We start from the raw sequence: 17,350 nt of genomic DNA on the forward strand, positions 1-17,350 counted from the left end.
TTGGAAAACATAAACGACCTATGGTCCAAAGCACTTGCTGCGATCGAAACAAAAGTCAGTAAGCCTAGCTTTGAGACTTGGTTAAAATCAACAACGGCTCATGCATTACAAAATGATACGCTCGTAATTACTGCGCCAAATGAGTTTGCCCGTGACTGGCTGGAATCCAGATATGCAGGTATCATTTCAGAGACGCTTCTAGACGTAACAGGAGCAGCGCTTGACGTAAAGTTCATCATTCCACAAAATCAGACAGAACTAGACCTAGATCTGGAACTTTCCATGAAAAAAGCCCCAAAAGCAGCAAATGAGCCTCATGAAGAAGTTTCCCAAAGTATGTTGAATCCGAAATATACGTTTGACCGATTCGTTATCGGTTCAGGAAACCGTTTTGCTCATGCCGCTTCATTAGCTGTTGCTGAAGCACCAGCAAAAGCTTATAACCCGCTATTTATATACGGGGGCGTTGGTTTAGGAAAAACGCATCTTATGCATGCGATCGGCCATTATGTATTGGAACATAATCCTGGGGCTAAGGTTGTTTACCTGTCTTCAGAAAAATTTACGAACGAGTTCATCAACTCGATTCGTGACAATAAAACAGTTGAGTTTCGCAACAAATTTCGCAGTGTGGACGTGCTTTTAATAGATGATATTCAGTTCCTTGCAGGAAAAGAACAAACGCAAGAGGAATTTTTCCATACTTTTAACGCACTTCATGAAGAAAGTAAGCAGATTGTCATCTCTAGTGATCGACCTCCAAAGGAGATTCCGACATTAGAAGACAGACTTCGTTCCCGCTTTGAATGGGGACTTATTACGGATATCACACCTCCTGACTTAGAAACACGTATTGCGATTCTACGTAAAAAAGCGAAAGCGGAAGGCCTTGATATTCCAAACGAAGTGATGCTTTATATCGCTAACCAGATTGATACGAACATTAGAGAGTTAGAAGGAGCACTCATTCGTGTAGTTGCTTATTCTTCTCTCATCAACCAAGATATGAATGCAGATCTTGCAGCAGAAGCACTTCGCGACATTATTCCTTCTGCAAAGCCAAGAACTTTGACGATTCACCATATACAAGAGGTAGTTGGCAAGCATTACAATGTGAAGCTAGAGGATTTCACAGCGAAGAAACGAACAAAATCTGTAGCTTTTCCTAGGCAGATCGCGATGTATCTTTCTCGTGAACTAACCGATAACTCTTTACCTAAAATAGGTGAAGAATTTGGAGGCCGCGACCATACAACGGTTCTCCATGCTCACGAAAAGATCTCTACTATGCTGATTACGGATCATGTTCTGCAAAGAAAAGTGCAAGAGATTCATGATCAGCTGAAATCCAATTAAATAAACAACACTGAATACTGTGAATAACTGCAGTCACTTTATACACAGTCTGTCCACATGTGGATAGGCTGTTCTATCTTTGTTTTCTAGGGTTATCCACACATTCACAGCGCCTAGTACTATTACTACTATTTTTTTAAAAGATTTTAATAAATATCAGGGGGGCAAAATAATGAAAGTTAAGATTCAGTTAAACCAGTTGATCGAAGCTGTTCAAGATGTAATGAAAGCTGTATCTTCAAGAACAACAATTCCGATTCTGACGGGAATCAAAATGGAAGTCACATATGACGGTGTTCATCTGACTGGTAGTGATTCTGATATTTCAATTGAACGACTGATACCGGTTGAAGAAGGAGATCTTGTACATATCGAAGTAAAGCAAGAAGGAAGTGTTGTACTTCCCGCTCGTTATTTTTCAGAGATCGTTAAAAAACTTCCGAACGATTCTGTTGAGATTGAAGTAGGTGAGCGTTTTGAAACGACTCTTCGTTCAGGCGCTTCCGAATTCAGCCTTTTAGGATTAGATCCTGAAGAATACCCTAGATTACCGCAGATCGAAGAGGACTTAGTCTTTGAGATTCAAAGTGATCTTCTAAAAGCAATGATCCGCCAAACTGTCTTTGCGGTGTCCACCTCAGAAACACGCCCTATCCTAACAGGTGTTAACTGGACGTTAACTGACGGTGTACTAAACTGTATTGCAACAGATAGTCATCGCTTGGCTGAACGTAAAATGCCGATCGATTCTCAAAGTGAAGAACTTTCCTTCCAGAATGTCGTCATTCCTGGGAAGAGTTTGAACGAACTTTCAAAAATTCTTGATGAGAATGCAGAAAAAGTTCAAATCGTAGTAACGAACAATCAGATCTTGTTCAAAGCAAAAAATATCTTATTGTTCTCAAGACTGCTAGACGGCAACTATCCGGATACATCTAAATTGATTCCTTCAGAGAGCAAAACAACATTTGTTCTGAAGACAAAAGAATTCTTACAAGCGATCGACCGTGCTTCTTTATTAGCGAGAGAAGGAAGAAACAACGTCGTAAAGCTAGCAACACTCGATAACCAAACAATCGAACTTTCTTCAAATTCTCCAGAGATCGGTAAAGTATTTGAACATATGATCGCAGAGGAAATTGAAGGAGAAGAGCTAAAGATCTCATTCAACGCAAAATATGTGATGGAAGCTCTAAAAGTTATGGATTGCACGGAGATCAGCATCCTGTTCACAGGGGCGATGAGACCGTTTCTTATCCAACCCGTATCAGACGATTCGATCCGACAATTAATTCTGCCTGTAAGAACTTACTAAAATATAAAGCTGCCGGAATCACCGGTGGCTTTCTTTTCTTTCTAAGTCCAACGTTTTTTGGAGAAACTATGACTAACAGGTTTTATTTTTTAATTTTTGTTATTTATTTTTCTCTTTTTTCTTCTATGACAAATTGATTGGAGCAGAAGGTGCGAGACTCCTGTGGGACAAGCGGTCAGGTGAGACCCTTAAGGGCGCAAAGCGGCAAGGGGCTCACCGCCTGCCCCACGGAAAGCGAGCAACCTGGAGCGGAAATCAATCACTTTCAAAGCAATAAGAAACAACCAGGAGGTTTTTTAAAAATGGAAAACGTAAAGATCAACACCGAATTCATCACCCTTCAACAACTGTTGAAAACTACCGATGTCATCCAATCGGGAGGAATGGTAAAATGGTATTTAGCAGAACATGAAGTTCTTGTGAACGGAGAACATGAAACACGCCGAGGTAAGAAACTATATGCGGGTGATGTCGTGTCCATTCCAGAAGTAGGAGAGTTCAAGGTAACAACGGAATAGGGGGTATCCCTTTGCATATTGAAAAGCTTCAGCTTAGGAATTACAGAAACTATAAAGAACAGTCTCTGGAGTTCGAGAATAAGGTCAATGTTTTTCTAGGTGAGAATGCACAAGGAAAAACAAATGTCATGGAATCAATCTATGTTTTGGCCATGGCACGATCATATCGAACAGCAAAAGATAAAGAGTTGATATCTTGGGACGAAGAATATGCTAAAATAGAGGGTAGCATCAAAAAGAGAAACAGTTCTTTTGATTTAAGTCTCGTCATCTCACAAAAAGGAAAAAAAGCGAAAATCAGCCGCATCGAACAACGCCGGTTAACCGATTACGTTGGACATCTAAATGTGGTTATGTTTGCACCTGAGGATCTTAATCTTGTAAAAGGCAGTCCACAGGTGCGTCGTCGTTTTATCGATATGGAAATCGGCCAGGTTAACGCAGTTTATTTAAATGACCTTTCTGTGTACCAAAAGATTTTGTCTCAGCGAAACTCTTTATTAAGAGAGATGTATCGCAACAAAAGTCAGCAGAACATGACGATGCTCGAGATCTTAACCGAACAGCTTATTGATAAAGCAGCCAGAGTGACGTTGAAACGCATGAAATACATGGAGAAGCTTCAAAGTTGGGCAGAACCGATCCATCATGGAATATCGAGAGGGTTGGAAACGTTAAAAATTCATTACAAACCAACTATAGAGGTATGTGATGAGCTCGACTTGTCGAAAATGATAGAAGCGTTTCATCTAAAGTTTGGTAAAATAAAAGAAAAAGAGATTGACCGAGGAACTTCTTTATTTGGTCCTCATCGGGACGATCTGCTTTTTTCGGTGAACGGAAAAGACGTGCAGACATTCGGATCTCAAGGACAACAGAGAACGACTGCTCTTTCTTTGAAGCTCGCTGAGATCGATCTGATTTATTCAGAAGTCGGGGAATACCCGATCCTATTGTTGGACGATGTGTTATCTGAACTAGACGATTTCAGACAATCACATCTTTTAAATACGATTCAAGGTAAAGTACAAACCTTTGTTACAACGACTAGTGTGGAAGGGATACACCACGAAACACTCGAGAAAGCCGCAACTTACAAGGTTCATGCAGGCTCTATAGAACGTTTGAAATGAGGTGAGGACATTGCTTTTGCATTTAGGTGATGAAGAAGTCATTCATTCAAAAGATGTGCTGGCGATATTGGATATCAATGCGTTAAAGGCTTCTGAGTTAGCTTTAGAGTTTCTTAAAAAGCATGAGAACAATCAGACATTGACCGATTTAAGCGGAAATGCTGCTAAATCCGTAATCATTACAGATAAAACGATCTATCTATCTCCTCTTTCTGCCTCTACGTTAAAAAAGAGAGCCTCTGATCGCCTCGAACTTGAAAATGGCTGGAATATAAAATAAAGGTTTTATAAATAAAGCGTTTTTAAACCGGAATGAAGGTGAACGAATTGACGACTGAACAACAGTTAGAACAACAGCAAAATTATGATGAAAGTAATATCCAGGTACTCGAAGGTCTTGAAGCCGTCCGTAAACGTCCAGGGATGTATATCGGTGCTACGAACGTACGCGGTCTTCACCATCTCGTGTGGGAGATCGTCGATAACTCGATCGATGAAGCTTTAGCAGGTTATTGCGACACGATTCGTATTACGATCGAGGAAGATAACAGCATCACAGTAGAAGATAACGGACGCGGAATCCCTGTAGGTATGCATGAAAAGATGGGGAGACCAGCTCTAGAAGTTATCATGACGGTTCTCCATGCCGGAGGAAAATTTGGCGGTGGAGGTTACAAAGTATCAGGCGGACTGCATGGTGTTGGTGCCTCAGTAGTTAACGCATTGTCCACGATGCTTGAAGTAACCGTATCTCGTGATGGAAAGCTGCATTATCAGTCTTACGAGCGCGGCGTGCCGACTGCAGATCTTAAAGTTATCGGCGAAACAGACAAGACAGGTACTCGTACTCACTTCAAACCAGACCCTGAAATTTTTACTGAATCATTAGAATATGATTTCCCTACCCTCTCAAACCGTATTCGCGAACTCGCTTACTTGAACCGTGGTCTTCGTATTATTGCTGAAGACAAGCGTGAAGAAGAGCCGGTTGTAAAGGAATACCACTATGAAGGCGGGATTAAATCTTATGTAGAGCACATCAACCGTACGCGTGAAGTGCTGCATGAAGAACCAATCTTCGTTGAAGGGGAAAAGGACGGCATCTCGGTTGAGATCGCGTTCCAATATAACGATAGCTACGCAAGCAACATCTATTCGTTTGCAAACAACATCAATACACATGAAGGCGGTACGCACGAGTCAGGGTTCAAAACTGCTCTAACACGTGTGATCAACGATTATGGCCGTAAGAACAATCTGTTCAAAGACAATGATACGAACTTAACGGGTGAAGACGTCCGTGAAGGTCTTACAGCGATCATCTCGATCAAACACCCTGATCCTCAGTTCGAAGGGCAAACGAAAACGAAGCTCGGAAACTCTGAAGCAAGACAGATCACAGAGTCCATCTTCTCAGAGACGTTTTCATCCTTCATGCTAGAGAATCCGGTCGTTGCGAAATCAATCGTTGAAAAAGGGATGATGGCACTGCGTGCGCGTGTTGCTGCTAAAAAAGCACGTGAATTAACACGACGTAAAAGTGCGTTAGAAGTATCATCATTACCTGGTAAACTGGCAGACTGTTCTTCAAAAGATGCAAGCATCTCAGAGATCTATGTGGTTGAGGGTGACTCTGCCGGTGGATCGGCTAAGCAAGGACGTGACCGTCATTTCCAAGCGATCTTGCCACTTCGCGGTAAGATCATCAACGTTGAAAAAGCACGACTTGATAAGATCCTTTCAAATAACGAGGTTCGTGCGATCATCACAGCTTTAGGAACAGGAATCGGTGATGAGTTCGATATTACGAAAGCTCGTTATCATAAGATCATCATCATGACAGATGCCGATGTCGATGGTGCACATATCCGTACGTTGCTTCTAACGTTCTTTTTCAGATATATGCGTCCGATCATTGAGCACGGCTATATCTATATCGCGCAGCCACCGCTTTACAAAATACAGCAAGGTAAGCGTATCGAGTATGCTTATAACGATAAAGAGCTTGAAAAATTGCTGGCTGAACTTCCGCAAGTTCCTAAGCCGCAGCTTCAGCGTTATAAGGGTCTTGGAGAGATGAACCCATCTCAGTTATGGGAAACGACAATGGATCCTGAGACTCGTACATTACTGCAGGTTGAAATGAAAGATGCGATGGCAGCTGATGAAACATTCGATATCTTAATGGGCGACAAAGTTGAACCGCGCCGTGACTTCATCCAAGAAAACGCACAATATGTGACGAACTTAGATATTTAAGCAAGGCACGCATGCGGTAAGCAGTTACTTTAAAGTAAATCATCATATAAAATGCTTAGCGGTTAACGCCGCGAAAGCTGAACATAAAAGATACTGAAGCTGGACAAGGTCCAGTTTCGGTGCGTTTAAGCGCCAAATTAGGGGGCTTTAAAAACCTGTTCTAAAGAGGTTATGGAGGTAAATTGAATGTCTGAAATGGAACGTTCCCGGATTAAAGAAATTAATATTAGTACGGAAATGAAAGCATCATTCATGGATTATGCGATGAGTGTTATTGTCAGCCGAGCTTTGCCAGATGTACGTGACGGATTAAAGCCTGTTCACAGACGTATTCTTTATGCGATGAACGACCTTGGTATGACGGCTGATAAAGCATACAAAAAATCTGCTCGTATCGTTGGGGAAGTAATCGGTAAGTATCACCCACACGGTGACTCTGCTGTATACGACACGATGGTTCGTATGGCACAGGATTTCAACTTCCGCCACATGCTGATCGACGGTCATGGTAACTTTGGTTCGGTCGATGGCGATGCAGCGGCAGCGATGCGTTACACAGAAGCTCGTATGTCTAAGATCGCCATGGAAATGGTGCGTGACATCAACAAAGACACGATCGGTTACAAAGATAACTATGATGGATCTGAACAAGAACCGGTTGTATTACCTGCTCGTTTCCCGAACTTGCTCGTTAACGGTGCTGCGGGGATCGCGGTTGGTATGGCGACGAACATTCCGCCGCATCAATTAGGTGAAGTAATCGACGGTATCTTAGCAGTGAGTGAAAATCCGGATATCACTATTCCTGAACTGATGGAAATTATCCCAGGCCCAGACTTTCCAACGGCGGGTGAAATTCTAGGACGTGAAGGAATTCGCAAAGCTTACACAACTGGAAGAGGCTCTATCATTATCCGCGCAAAAGCAGAAATTGAAGAGATGCCTAGCGGAAAACAAGCGATTATCGTAACGGAACTTCCTTATCAAGTAAACAAAGCACGTTTGATCGAAAAGATCGCTGAGCTCGTTCGTGATAAGAAGATCGAGGGTATCACAGATCTTCGTGATGAGTCTGACCGTAACGGTATGCGCATCGTGATGGAGATACGCCGTGATGCGAATGCAAATGTTATTTTAAATAATTTATATAAACAGACAGCTCTACAGACAAGCTTTGGTATCAATATGCTTGCACTTGTTGATGGACATCCAAAAGTTCTTAACATCAAAGAATGTTTGTATCATTACTTGAAGCATCAGCAAGTCATCATCCGTCGCCGTACGGAATTCGATCTTAAAAAAGCAGAAGCAAGAGCTCACATTCTAGAAGGTCTTCGTATCGCACTAGATCATCTGGATGAAGTTATTGCACTCATCCGTGGATCAAGAACAACGGACCTTGCGCGTGAAGGCTTAATGGAAAAGTTTGAACTAAGCTACGAGCAATCTCAAGCTATCTTAGATATGAGATTGCAGCGTTTAACAGGTTTAGAGCGAGATAAGATCGAGAACGAATACAACGATCTTGTTGCCTTAATTTCAGAATTGAGAGCGATTCTTGCAGATGAACAAAGAATTCTGGAGATCATTCGTACAGAGCTTATCGAGATTAAAGAAAAGTACGACAACCCTAGACGTACGATCATCTCTGTAGGATTTAACAGTATTGAAGACGAAGATCTTATTCCGCGTTCAAACATCGTTATTACATTAACGAACAAAGGATACATCAAGCGCCTTCCGATCTCTACTTACCGTTCACAGCGTCGTGGTGGTAAAGGAATCCAAGGAATGGGCACGAGTGAGGATGACTTTGTTGAACAGCTGTTTACGACAAATACACACAACTATATTCTGTTCTTCACTAATAAAGGGAAGGCTTATAGGCTAAAAGGCTACGAGATTCCTGAATACGGAAGAACAGCAAAAGGTATTCCGATCATCAACTTGCTGCAGATCGAGCAAGGTGAAACGATCTCTGCTGTCATTCCTGTAGAAGATATGGAAAGTGATGAGATCTACCTGAACTTCATGACGAAGCAAGGAATTACAAAGCGTTCTCCGTTATCAGCTTATAGCAACATCCGTAAAGGTGGTCTTTTCGCGATCAACCTTCGTGAAGAAGATGAGTTAATGGGTGTTCGTTTAACAGATGGAACAAAAGACATCATCGTTGGAACGAAGCAAGGAATGTCGATCCGTTATCAAGAGACTGACGTTCGATCAATGGGTAGAACAGCAACAGGCGTTAAAGCCATCACTCTCGGCGATGATGATGCGGTCGTAGGTATGGAAGTCTTAGATGAGACACAAGATATCTTGATCGTTACAGACCGAGGTTACGGAAAACGTACACCTATGAGCGAATACCGTCTTCAATCACGTGGTGGTAAAGGGATCAAAACGGTAAACATCACGGAAAAGAACGGTCCGGTTGTTACGCTTAAGACTGTAACAGATGAAGAAGACCTCATGATCATTACAGCAAAAGGAATCATCATTCGTATGAACATCTCAGGCATCTCCCAAATGGGACGAAACACTCAAGGTGTCAGGTTAATGACCATGAATGATACGAATCACGTAGCAACAGTAGCTGTTGTAGAACGTGAAGAAGAAACGGATGAGTTGCTGGATGAGGAAGGTAATCCAATCATTACAGAAGGTGAAGAAGGTATAGCACCTGCTGAAGAAACGACAGCTCCAGAAACAGATACAAACGAATAGAATAACGAATAATTTCTAAAAAGAGGAAAATGAATCTACATTTTCCTCTTTTTTATATGTAAAATAAAATTATGACCTTCCAAATAAAAGGAGCTTTTTTGTATGAAGATAAAAACGAGTCACGCTAAGACCGGACAGATGCTGGTTCAGGATGTATTCTCGATGACCAATCAGCCGATCGTCAATAAAAACACAAGATTAGATTCAGAGCATCTGCGCGTACTTACTCGTTTTCAGATCAATGAGATAGATGTTTTGAACGAATCAGCGTCTGGTGTGAACGCAACACGTCAAGTAAAAGATTCACTGAATAATAGAAGTGATCCGAGGATATCTGAAGAACAAATACATACTCAAACACCTGAAAAAGAAGAGCTTTCTTTTCCAGCACTGTACATGCAAACGGTAAAACGTTATAAACAATTGTTTACAAACTGGCAATCCGGCAGTACGGTCGATATGCTTGAAGTACGGCAAAGTGTTCTGCCTGTATTAGAGAAAGGATCGAGTGTACCGAAAGAGATCCTATTGCTTCACCACTACGCTACGAGTGCTGATTATATGTACCACCATTCAATAGCTGTAGGCATCTTAAGCACGTTCTTAGCTAAAAAGTTAAACTTCTCTAGCGGAGACTGTATACAGATCGGTCTAGCGGGAGTGCTTTCCGATTGCGGCATGGCAAAAGTACAGCCAACTTTATTAAAGAAGAGCGGGTCATTAACAACTGCTGAATTTGATGAAGTGAAGAAACACACGATTCAGGGCTACAACATGCTGAAAAAGATTCCCTCTATTAAAGAAGGTGTCCTTCTCGGTGTTCTCCAACATCACGAACGAACAGACGGATCAGGATATCCATTAAAAGTTAAAGGAAATAAGCTTCATCCATTCAGTAAAGTTCTAGCAGTAGCAGATGTTTACTTAGCCATGACTGCTGAACGTCCCTACAGAAGCAAGCAGTCTCCATTCAAGGTGCTAGAGATGATGATGAAAGATCAGTTTGGGAAATTCGATCATCAAGTGATGCAAGCGATGTTAGCAGGACTTTCCACACTATCAGTGGGCAGCCGTGTTAGACTTACAAACTATGATATCGGTGAGATCGTATTTATAGAAGAAAGCCAACCAACACGACCGATGATCAAGTTAGAGGCAAGCGGCGATATCATTGCACTTAAAAACCGCAACGATCTATTTATAGAAGAGCTTCTATCCTAGTATAGAAGTTTTTTTAATTTAGCTATTGCCACGGGTTGGTAAGCGTGGTAAACTAATCAAGCTGTCTTAGGAACAGCACATTACAAACTGTTAGCGCGATGAAATGTTTCACAATGAAATGTTTTTGAAAAAGTTTTAAAAAGCTATTGACTCTAGCGCTTCAGCGTGGTATATTATTAAAGTCGCCAAAACAAAACGGCGCACACGAAACACACAGTTCTTTGAAAACTGAACAAAAGAAATAGGTAAGGAATTAAGAATTAATTCCGTCAGTTTTAAAATCGAGCAAGACAAACACTTTTATGGAGAGTTTGATCCTGGCTCAGGATGAACGCTGGCGGCGTGCCTAATACATGCAAGTCGAGCGAATGATGAGGAGCTTGCTCCTCTGATTTAGCGGCGGACGGGTGAGTAACACGTGGGTAATCTGCCTGTAAGACGGGGATAACTCCGGGAAACCGGGGCTAATACCGGATAATAAGAGAAGAAGCATTTCTTCTTTTTGAAAGTCGGCCTCTCGCTGACACTTACAGATGAGCCCGCGGCGCATTAGCTAGTTGGTGAGGTAACGGCTCACCAAGGCGACGATGCGTAGCCGACCTGAGAGGGTGATCGGCCACACTGGGACTGAGACACGGCCCAGACTCCTACGGGAGGCAGCAGTAGGGAATCTTCGGCAATGGGCGAAAGCCTGACCGAGCAACGCCGCGTGAGCGATGAAGGCCTTCGGGTCGTAAAGCTCTGTTGTTAGAGAAGAACAAGTACGAGAGTAACTGCTCGTACCTTGACGGTACCTAACCAGAAAGCCACGGCTAACTACGTGCCAGCAGCCGCGGTAATACGTAGGTGGCAAGCGTTATCCGGAATTATTGGGCGTAAAGCGCGCGCAGGCGGTCTCTTAAGTCTGATGTGAAAGCCCACGGCTCAACCGTGGAGGGTCATTGGAAACTGGGAGACTTGAGTGCAGGAGAGAAAAGTGGAATTCCACGTGTAGCGGTGAAATGCGTAGAGATGTGGAGGAACACCAGTGGCGAAGGCGGCTTTTTGGCCTGTAACTGACGCTGAGGCGCGAAAGCGTGGGGAGCAAACAGGATTAGATACCCTGGTAGTCCACGCCGTAAACGATGAGTGCTAGGTGTTGGGGGGTTCCACCCTCAGTGCTGAAGTTAACACATTAAGCACTCCGCCTGGGGAGTACGACCGCAAGGTTGAAACTCAAAGGAATTGACGGGGGCCCGCACAAGCAGTGGAGCATGTGGTTTAATTCGAAGCAACGCGAAGAACCTTACCAGGTCTTGACATCCTTTGACCACTCTAGAGATAGAGCTTTCCCCTTCGGGGGACAAAGTGACAGGTGGTGCATGGTTGTCGTCAGCTCGTGTCGTGAGATGTTGGGTTAAGTCCCGCAACGAGCGCAACCCTTGACCTTAGTTGCCAGCATTCAGTTGGGCACTCTAAGGTGACTGCCGGTGACAAACCGGAGGAAGGTGGGGACGACGTCAAATCATCATGCCCCTTATGACCTGGGCTACACACGTGCTACAATGGATGATACAAAGGGTTGCGAAGCCGCGAGGCCAAGCCAATCCCAAAAAGTCATTCTCAGTTCGGATTGTAGGCTGCAACTCGCCTACATGAAGCCGGAATTGCTAGTAATCGCGGATCAGCATGCCGCGGTGAATACGTTCCCGGGCCTTGTACACACCGCCCGTCACACCACGAGAGTTTGTAACACCCGAAGTCGGTGGGGTAACCCTTTTGGGAGCCAGCCGCCGAAGGTGGGACAGATGATTGGGGTGAAGTCGTAACAAGGTAGCCGTATCGGAAGGTGCGGCTGGATCACCTCCTTTCTATGGAGATTATGAAACACCTTCGAGTGTTTCGTAAGTACGCCTATTCTTCTTTTGTTCAGTTTTGAAGGAACTTATGTTCTTTCAAGATGTTCTTTGAAAACTAGATATCGACATCCAAACAATATGCAAGGCAGATAGATTTATCTAATCTGCGCCAAGCAAGAATCTTTGATGTGCAAACATCATATAAGGTTAAGCTAGAAAGGGCGCACGGTGGATGCCTTGGCACTAGGAGCCGAAGAAGGACGGGACGAACACCGATATGCCTCGGGGAGCTGTAAGTAAGCATTGATCCGGGGATTTCCGAATGGGGGAACCCACCATCCGTAATGGGATGGTATCCATATCTGAATACATAGGGTATGAGAAGGCAGACCGGGGGAACTGAAACATCTAAGTACCCGGAGGAAGAGAAAGCAAATGCGATTTCCTGAGTAGCGGCGAGCGAAACGGAATCAGCCCAAACCAGAGAGCTTGCTCTCTGGGGTTGTAGGACACTCTATACGGAGTTACAAAGGAACGAAGTAGGTGAAGTGGTCTGGAAAGGCCAGCCGAAGAAGGTAACAGCCCTGTAGCTGAAACTTCGTTCCCTCCTGAGTGGATCCTGAGTACGGCGGGACACGTGAAACCCCGTCGGAATCCGGGAGGACCATCTCCCAAGGCTAAATACTCCCTAGTGACCGATAGTGAACCAGTACCGTGAGGGAAAGGTGAAAAGCACCCCGGAAGGGGAGTGAAACAGATCCTGAAACCGTGTGCCTACAAGTAGTCGGAGCCCATTAACGGGTGACGGCGTGCCTTTTGTAGAATGAACCGGCGAGTTACGATCCCGTGCAAGGTTAAGTTGATAAGACGGAGCCGCAGCGAAAGCGAGTCTGAATAGGGCGACATAGTACGTGGTCGTAGACCCGAAACCGTGTGATCTACCCATGTCCAGGGTGAAGTTCAGGTAACACTGAATGGAGGCCCGAACCCACGCACGTTGAAAAGTGCGGGGATGAGGTGTGGGTAGGGGTGAAATGCCAATCGAACACGGAGATAGCTGGTTCTCCCCGAAATAGCTTTAGGGCTAGCCTCGCGGCAAGATTCCTGGAGGTAGAGCACTGATTGGACTAGGGGCCCCCACAGGGTTACCGAATTCAGTCAAACTCCGAATGCCAGAGAATTATCCGCGGGAGTCAGACTGCGAGTGATAAGATCCGTAGTCAAAAGGGAAACAGCCCAGACCATCAGCTAAGGTCCCAAAGTATACGTTAAGTGGCAAAGGATGTGGAGTTGCCCAGACAACCAGGATGTTGGCTTAGAAGCAGCCACCATTTAAAGAGTGCGTAATAGCTCACTGGTCGAGTGACTCTGCGCCGAAAATGTAACGGGGCTAAACGTATCACCGAAGCTATGGCTTGTACCGTATGGTACAGGGGTAGGGGAGCGTTCGAAGTGCAGCGAAGTCAGACCGGAAGGACTGGTGGAGCGCTTTGAAGTGAGAATGCCGGTATGAGTAGCGAAAGACAAGTGAGAATCTTGTCCATCGAAAGCCTAAGGTTTCCTGAGGAAGGCTCGTCCGCTCAGGGTTAGTCGGGGCCTAAGCCGAGGCTGAAAAGCGTAGGCGATGGATAACAGGTTGATATTCCTGTACCACCTCCTTTCCGTTTGAACAATGGGGGGACGCAGTAAGGTAGGGTGAGCGCACTGATGGAATAGTGCGTCTAAGCAGTTAGGCTGTTGGGTAGGCAAATCCGCCCAACATTAAGGCTGAGCTGTGATGGCGAGGGAAATTTTAGTACCGAAGTCCCTGATCCTACACTGCCAAGAAAAGCCTCTAGTGAGGAAAGAGGTGCCCGTACCGCAAACCGACACAGGTAGGCGAGGAGAGAATCCTAAGATGATCGGGAGAACTCTCGTTAAGGAACTCGGCAAAATGACCCCGTAACTTCGGGAGAAGGGGTGCTCTGATAGGGTTTATCGCCCGAGAGAGCCGCAGTGAATAGATCCAAGCGACTGTTTAGCAAAAACACAGGTCTCTGCGAAACCGCAAGGTGAAGTATAGGGGCTGACACCTGCCCGGTGCTGGAAGGTTAAGAGGAGGGGTTATCCTTTTAGGAGAAGCTCTGAATTGAAGCCCCAGTAAACGGCGGCCGTAACTATAACGGTCCTAAGGTAGCGAAATTCCTTGTCGGGTAAGTTCCGACCCGCACGAAAGGTGTAACGACTTGGATACTGTCTCAACGAGAGACCCGGTGAAATTATAGTACCTGTGAAGATGCTGGTTACCCGCGACAGGACGGAAAGACCCCATGGAGCTTTACTGCAACTTGATATTGGATTTTGGTACAGCTTGTACAGGATAGGTAGGAGCCTGAGAAGCCGGAGCGCCAGCTTCGGTGGAGGCGTCGGTGGGATACTACCCTGGCTGTATTGAAATTCTAACCTTGGACCGTAATCCGGTTCGGAGACAGTGTCAGGTGGGCAGTTTGACTGGGGCGGTCGCCTCCTAAACAGTAACGGAGGCGCCCAAAGGTTCCCTCAGAATGGTTGGAAATCATTCGCAGAGTGTAAAGGCACAAGGGAGCTTGACTGCGAGACCTACAAGTCGAGCAGGGACGAAAGTCGGGCTTAGTGATCCGGTGGTTCCGCATGGAAGGGCCATCGCTCAACGGATAAAAGCTACCCTGGGGATAACAGGCTTATCTCCCCCAAGAGTCCACATCGACGGGGAGGTTTGGCACCTCGATGTCGGCTCATCGCATCCTGGGGCTGAAGTAGGTCCCAAGGGTTGGGCTGTTCGCCCATTAAAGCGGTACGCGAGCTGGGTTCAGAACGTCGTGAGACAGTTCGGTCCCTATCCGTCGCGGGCGCAGGAAATTTGAGAGGAGCTGTCCTTAGTACGAGAGGACCGGGATGGACACACCGCTGGTGTACCAGTTGTTCCGCCAGGGGCATAGCTGGGTAGCTACGTGTGGACGGGATAAGTGCTGAAAGCATCTAAGCATGAAGCCCCCCTCAAGATGAGATTTCCCATCACGCAAGTGAGTAAGACCCCTTAGAGATGATGAGGTTGATAGGTCTGGTGTGGAAGCGTGGTGACACGTGGAGCTGACAGATACTAATCGGTCGAGGGCTTATCCTTAAAAAAGCATAACGTTTGGAAACGTCGTATCTAGTTTTGAGAGAACATACTCTCTACAATTTAGAATCATGGTGAAAGTCATGGTTAGGTCTAGTGATGATGGCAAAGAGGTCACACCCGTTCCCATACCGAACACGGAAGTTAAGCTCTTTAGCGCCGATGGTAGTTGGGGGTTTCCCCCTGTTAGAGTAGGACGTCGCTAGGCAATGAGGAAGATGGATGAGAATCCATCTTCTTTTTTTGTGTTTTAAAAAAGATGATAAGGGGGTTTGGCGACTGCCAAACTTTCTATAAGGGGTGATTGGGGGATGAAGAGCTCGGGGTATGATTTTTGACTTAATTGAGTCTCGTTCCGACTTAATTCACTCTTCTTACGACTTAATTTTGTGCATTCCAACTTAATTAGCCCACGGAGATACCCAGCGTGGTATTTGCAGTACGCCGGCCAAAACACTTCACACCCACTCTCAAAACCCTCAAAATAGGAAGAAGATGGCCACAGCCATCTTCCAGTACGCGATTTTCTTCAGCAAAACCCCTAAAAATCCATCCCAAAAGCACTTCAAGCAGCTCCACCACCCAACACCCAAACCAAAACCCCACAAAAACACCCTTGATCTCCCCTCCCAAACCACTAGCTTAGCTTTCCCATCAACCCAGCCCCACACAATTACGAGGTAATCTTCTGTTTTATACGAGGTAATCCTGAATATATCCGTAAAACTCCATCATAATTCCGTAGATAAAAATTTTTATCCGATTTTCGACACAACATATACTTCCGTTCTAACACAGCACTATAACCAACAAACCAACAATCAATTTCTCATCTGCAGCATCACACCAAAAAGATACGGAATCTTTTGTGCTGTAATGTTTAAAAACTGCTGGATATAGGGTAATTCTTCAGAAGTATACGTATGAAAGAGTTCGCTCCACCATTCTGTATCGTATCTGCTCAACATACTCAAGTTGTAAAGGATCACATAGTGAACCATAAATTCGTTAAGCGCAGGAGATTGCAGAAGTTCACGGTTTACAGGCAAGTAGTACGAGTTTTCTTGATGATGATACGATAACGGAAAGCAATCAAAAGGCCGTAACGGTTCATTCGCTCCAAAAACAAGCTGCATCCTATCACTACTTCCACCCATACTCATAGAAAGCTTCGACGAAAACAAGCTGTTCATATATTCACTATATCGATCTAATGACATATGAAGATGATCGTTAACATGTTTGGGAAGATAGAATGTTGACTCCTTTTCCTTATACATCTTAACAAGGTGAACATCACCGTTCATTTGCTTAAACAATGAACTTAACTCGGGTACGGTTTGAAGAAGAGACACCATCGTAAACTTTTCTCCCTCAATATGTTTCATGTGAAACACTTTTTCACAAAAATGATTGAACAGACCTGTTCGTTGTACTTTCACTTCATCATATAGAAACTCATAGCTTCTTTTCTTTCTTTTTCGTGTAGAGAGCCCGTGTGCAAGAACGGCACTTGAATCGGGATAGTCTGGATCGCTGCACAGAATGCATGCTTTCATAAGCTGAGTCATGCCATAAAACAGAAGTACAGGCTTTAGCTCAGCAGGGGCATGATCAGCGAGGTTATAATACTTCTTTCCATGCTCAATATAGTAAATAAACCCATATGTATTATCAAAGCTTTTGCTGTTGCTGTCATCTATGTTTAGTTGATGATATTGTTTACTCAAGAATTGCTGCGATTTTTGAGAGGAAAAGAACATATCGAATAAAGCCCAAGGGTCATGTGGTGTCATCATTTCTTCGTCATTCCTCTCTTCGTAAATTATTTGAAAAATCGAACA

Annotated in this window: 9 protein-coding genes and 3 rRNA genes; 11 read left to right on the forward strand and 1 reads right to left on the reverse strand. The window is 44.5% G+C overall.

Annotated elements, in window-relative coordinates; all coding sequences use genetic code 11:
- The 11 genes from dnaA to rrf all read left to right on the forward strand — a co-directional run bounded on the left by dnaA (nucleotide 1) and on the right by rrf (nucleotide 15,714).
- Nucleotides 1-1,356, forward strand: coding sequence for a chromosomal replication initiator protein DnaA (gene dnaA / locus ACNJYY_RS00005; protein WP_066399562.1), 1,356 nt, complete (start codon nucleotides 1-3; stop codon nucleotides 1,354-1,356).
- A 172-nt stretch (nucleotides 1,357-1,528) separates the two neighbouring features.
- Entirely contained in the window at nucleotides 1,529-2,671 is a 1,143-nt protein-coding gene (dnaN, locus tag ACNJYY_RS00010; RefSeq protein WP_191755493.1) for a DNA polymerase III subunit beta, read from the forward strand.
- Nucleotides 2,672-2,973: 302 nt separating this feature from the next.
- Nucleotides 2,974-3,189 carry a S4 domain-containing protein YaaA gene (gene yaaA, locus ACNJYY_RS00015; RefSeq protein ID WP_066399568.1) on the forward strand — a complete coding sequence of 72 codons (216 nt, stop codon included), beginning with the start codon at nucleotides 2,974-2,976 and terminating at the stop codon, nucleotides 3,187-3,189.
- 11 nt (nucleotides 3,190-3,200) lie between these two features.
- Nucleotides 3,201-4,322 (forward strand): DNA replication/repair protein RecF, encoded by a 1,122-nt coding sequence (gene recF / locus ACNJYY_RS00020; RefSeq protein WP_066399570.1) that lies wholly within the window; start codon nucleotides 3,201-3,203, stop codon nucleotides 4,320-4,322.
- A gap of 10 nt (nucleotides 4,323-4,332) precedes the next feature.
- Nucleotides 4,333-4,602: an extracellular matrix regulator RemB gene (gene remB, locus ACNJYY_RS00025; RefSeq protein WP_066399572.1), complete on the forward strand. Its 270-nt coding sequence runs from the start codon at nucleotides 4,333-4,335 to the stop codon at nucleotides 4,600-4,602.
- A 32-nt stretch (nucleotides 4,603-4,634) separates the two neighbouring features.
- Entirely contained in the window at nucleotides 4,635-6,581 is a 1,947-nt protein-coding gene (gene gyrB, locus ACNJYY_RS00030) for a DNA topoisomerase (ATP-hydrolyzing) subunit B (protein WP_144696549.1), read from the forward strand.
- A gap of 186 nt (nucleotides 6,582-6,767) precedes the next feature.
- Nucleotides 6,768-9,308 carry a DNA gyrase subunit A gene (gene gyrA, locus ACNJYY_RS00035; RefSeq protein WP_416730124.1) on the forward strand — a complete coding sequence of 847 codons (2,541 nt, stop codon included), beginning with the start codon at nucleotides 6,768-6,770 and terminating at the stop codon, nucleotides 9,306-9,308.
- A 102-nt stretch (nucleotides 9,309-9,410) separates the two neighbouring features.
- Nucleotides 9,411-10,529, forward strand: a complete 1,119-nt coding sequence (locus tag ACNJYY_RS00040; RefSeq protein ID WP_416730125.1) for an HD-GYP domain-containing protein — start codon at nucleotides 9,411-9,413, stop codon at nucleotides 10,527-10,529.
- Nucleotides 10,530-10,828: 299 nt separating this feature from the next.
- Nucleotides 10,829-12,379, forward strand: a 16S ribosomal RNA gene (locus tag ACNJYY_RS00045).
- A 193-nt stretch (nucleotides 12,380-12,572) separates the two neighbouring features.
- Nucleotides 12,573-15,509 (forward strand): 23S ribosomal RNA (locus ACNJYY_RS00050).
- Nucleotides 15,510-15,598: 89 nt separating this feature from the next.
- Nucleotides 15,599-15,714, forward strand: a 5S ribosomal RNA gene (rrf, locus tag ACNJYY_RS00055).
- The 16S, 23S and 5S rRNA genes sit together here, the layout of an rRNA operon.
- A gap of 613 nt (nucleotides 15,715-16,327) precedes the next feature.
- On the opposite strand, the gene ACNJYY_RS00060 is transcribed toward rrf, so the two are convergent.
- A complete protein-coding gene (locus tag ACNJYY_RS00060) occupies nucleotides 16,328-17,305 on the reverse strand; it encodes a YaaC family protein (protein ID WP_416730126.1) in 978 nt (325 codons plus the stop codon).
- Nucleotides 17,306-17,350 lie beyond the last annotated feature (45 nt).

Origin of the sequence: Fictibacillus tiangongensis, assembly GCF_048083785.1 — a bacterium.
Classification (GTDB): Bacteria; Bacillota; Bacilli; order Bacillales; family Fictibacillaceae; genus Fictibacillus.